This is a genomic window from Longimicrobium sp. (assembly GCF_036387355.1).
Classification (GTDB): domain Bacteria; phylum Gemmatimonadota; class Gemmatimonadetes; order Longimicrobiales; family Longimicrobiaceae; genus Longimicrobium.
This window is the reverse complement of record NZ_DASVTX010000249.1, coordinates 1-2,844: the sequence shown is the minus strand read 5'-3', so window position 1 is coordinate 2,844 and position 2,844 is coordinate 1. Positions and strand designations below refer to the sequence as shown.

The 2,844-nt window shown below is 69.8% G+C and carries 4 protein-coding genes; all 4 read left to right on the top strand.

Annotated elements, in window-relative coordinates; all coding sequences use genetic code 11:
• Positions 1-104 precede the first annotated feature (104 nt).
• Positions 105-722 carry an OmpA family protein gene (locus VF665_RS10995; RefSeq protein ID WP_331053477.1) on the top strand — a complete coding sequence of 206 codons (618 nt, stop codon included), beginning with the start codon at positions 105-107 and terminating at the stop codon, positions 720-722.
• The gene (gene ybgF, locus VF665_RS10990) at positions 719-1,492 is read left to right on the top strand and encodes a tol-pal system protein YbgF (RefSeq protein WP_331053476.1); all 774 of its coding nucleotides are present in this window, start codon (positions 719-721) and stop codon (positions 1,490-1,492) included. The genes VF665_RS10995 and ybgF overlap by 4 nt, the downstream gene beginning before the upstream one ends.
• A gap of 29 nt (positions 1,493-1,521) precedes the next feature.
• Positions 1,522-2,055 carry a transcriptional regulator NrdR gene (nrdR, locus tag VF665_RS10985; RefSeq protein WP_331053475.1) on the top strand — a complete coding sequence of 178 codons (534 nt, stop codon included), beginning with the start codon at positions 1,522-1,524 and terminating at the stop codon, positions 2,053-2,055.
• 70 nt (positions 2,056-2,125) lie between these two features.
• The coding region (gene tatC / locus VF665_RS10980; RefSeq protein ID WP_331053474.1) for a twin-arginine translocase subunit TatC at positions 2,126-2,844 on the top strand (719 nt) is incomplete at its 3' end.

The window sequence follows — 2,844 nt, the reverse complement described above, 5'->3', positions numbered from 1 at the left end:
CCCGGACTGGTCGCCCGCCCTGCAGCGCCTGACGCGCTGACGCACTTTCATACTCTCGTACTCTCGTACTTTCGTACTCCCGTCCCTTCCTCCCCCGGAAACCGATGACCGTTCGCAGCGCCGTGGTTCTTGCCCTTGTGCCCCTGCTGGCGCTGGGCGCCTGCAAGAAGAAGCAGCCCGTGGTGAGCCCCGAGCCCGACACCACGACCGCGACGGCCGGGGTGGACGAGGCCGCGCGCGCGGACAGCATTCGCCAGGCCGAGGAGCGCCGCCGCGCCGCCGCCGCCGAAGAAGCCGCCGAGCGCGACCGCGTTGAACGGGAGCGCATCGCCCGCGAAACGGCCGGCGCCCGCGAGGCGCTCACGGAAATCGTCTTCTTTGAGTATGACAGCAACGACATCACCGAGCGCGCGGCAGAGATCCTGCGTTTGAAGGCGGCCGTGCTGCAGGCCAACCCCGGGGTGCGGCTGCGCATCGAGGGGCACGCCGACCAGCGCGGCAGCACCGAGTACAACCTGGCGCTGGGCCAGCGCCGCGCCGAAGCCGTGCGCACCTGGCTGGCCAACTACGGCATCGACGCCGACCGCTTTACCCCCGTGAGCATGGGCAAGGAGCGCCCGCTGGTGGAGGGCGACGGCGAGGACGCCTACGCGCGCAACCGCCGCGCGGAGTTCGCCATTGCGGGCGGCGAGGTGCGCGTGGTGCCGCAGGAGCTGCGGTGAGGCGCGCGGCCGTCGCGGCGCTCCTCGCGCTGCTCCCCGCCGCCGGGGCCTGCGTAGCCACCAAGCAGGACATCCGCGACCTGCAGCTGGGGATGGCCACGCAGCAGGCCCGCCAGGACAGCATGGTGCGCGCGCTGATCTCGCGCACGGAGCTCATGCTGGACTCGCTGAGCGACCAGAACGTGCGCCTGCGCGGCGACCTGGCCAACCGGCTGCTGGCCATCGACCGGCAGCTGGTGCAGATCCAGGAGCTGAGCGGGCAGAACCAGGCGCAGCTGGGCCAGCTCCGCACCCAGATCGACCGCGCGGCGGAAGAAGCGCGGCGCCAGCAGGCCGCGGCGCAGCAGTCCGCGTCCGGCAACAACGCGGAATCGGCGGACGAGGACTCCGGCGACCCGCAGCAGCTGTACGACGCGGCCAACGCCGCGCTGCGCCGCGGATCGATCACGACGGCGCGCGCCGGGTTCGAGGAGTTCCTGCGCGCCAACCCGGAGCACCGGCTGGCGGCGGACGCGCAGTTCAACATCGGCCAGAGCTACGAGACGGGGCGCGACAACGGGGCGGCCATTACCGCCTACGGCCGCGTGCTGGAGCTGTACCCCACCTCGCCCCGCGCCCCCGCCGCGCTGCTGCGCATGGGGCGGCTGGAGCTGGCGCGGGGAAGCCGCGGCGAGGCGCGGCTGCGCTTCAACGCCGTCATCGCCCGGTACCCGCGCAGCCCGGAGGCCACCGAGGCCCGCACGGAGCTGCAGCGGCTGGGGACGCGGTGAACCGCCGGACCGCCGCGGGGTCATAGGCCGTGCGCTGCCCGTTCTGCCACCACACGGACGACCGCGTCGTGGACTCGCGCAGCGTGCGCGAGGGGCGCGCCGTGCGCAGGCGCCGCGAGTGCCTGCGCTGCGAGCGGCGCTTTACCACGTACGAGTACATTGAAGAGCGCCCGCTGCAGGTGACCAAGCGGGACGGCGAGCGCGAGCCGTTCGACCGGCGCAAGCTGCTGCGCAGCCTGCAGATCGCCACCGCCAAGCGCCCGGTGACCCCCACCGAGATCGACCGGGTGGTGGAGGAGATCGAGCGCGAGCTGGACCGGCGCGAAAGCGGCGAGGCGGAGAGCGGAGAGATCGGGGAAATGGTGATGGAGCGGCTCAAGCGCCGCGACCACATCGCCTACGTGCGCTTCGCCAGCGTGTACCGCAACTTTCAGGACCCGGAAGAGTTCCTGATGGAGTTCCGCGACCTGCGCGACCGGCAGACGCAGCGCGAACTGAGGCGGCACCAGAACGAGCTGGAGCTGGGGCTGCCGGCGGGGGACGAGGACGGTCCGGAAGAATGACGACGGTACGGGCGCGGAGGAGCCGCGCCCGTTTCTTGATTTTTGTGCTTCGAGGTCCAGGATGGCGAAGGTGAACGAGCCCAGGCCGGCGGAGATGCCGTTTCTCGACCACCTCGAGGAGCTGCGCTGGCGCGTGCTGTGGAGCCTGCTGGCGGTGATCGTGTGCTCCATCGCGGGCTACCTGCTGGTGCAGCACATGGGCGTCATGCAGCTGCTCATCGAGCCCATCCAGCCGTTTCTGAACGGCGGCAAGCTCAAGTACCTGAGCCCCACCGACCCGTTCTTTCTCACGCTCAAGCTGGCGCTCACCACGGGGCTGGTGCTGGCTTCACCCATCGTCATCTACCAGATCTGGGCCTTTCTGGCGCCGGCGCTCATGCCGTCCGAAAGGCGGGTCATCGTGCCCTCTCTGTACCTGGGGGTGCTGCTGTTCATCGTGGGCGTGGTGATGGCGTACGAGCTGGTGCTGCCCATGACGCTGCGCTTCACCATGAACTTTCAGACGGACTTTCTGGAGCAGAACATCGTCGTGGGCCCGTACATGTCCATGGTGATGCGGCTGCTGCTGGGGTTCGGCATCGTCTTCGAGCTTCCCGTCGTCATCCTGATCCTGTCGGCGATGGGGCTGGTGACGCCGCAGTTCCTGGCGTCCAAGCGGCGCCACGCCATCGTGGGCATCACCGCCCTCGCGTCCATCCTTACGCCGGGCGACGTGATCACGGTGACGGTGATGATGATGCTTCCCCTGGTGCTGCTGTACGAGCTGAGCATTTTTCTGTCGCGCCTGGT

What these genes read in the sequence shown, in the direction of transcription:
- VF665_RS10995 (WP_331053477.1), top strand. Translation starts at nt 105, where the DNA reads ATGACCGTTCGCAGCGCCGTGGTTCTTGCCCTTGTGCCCCTGCTGGCG.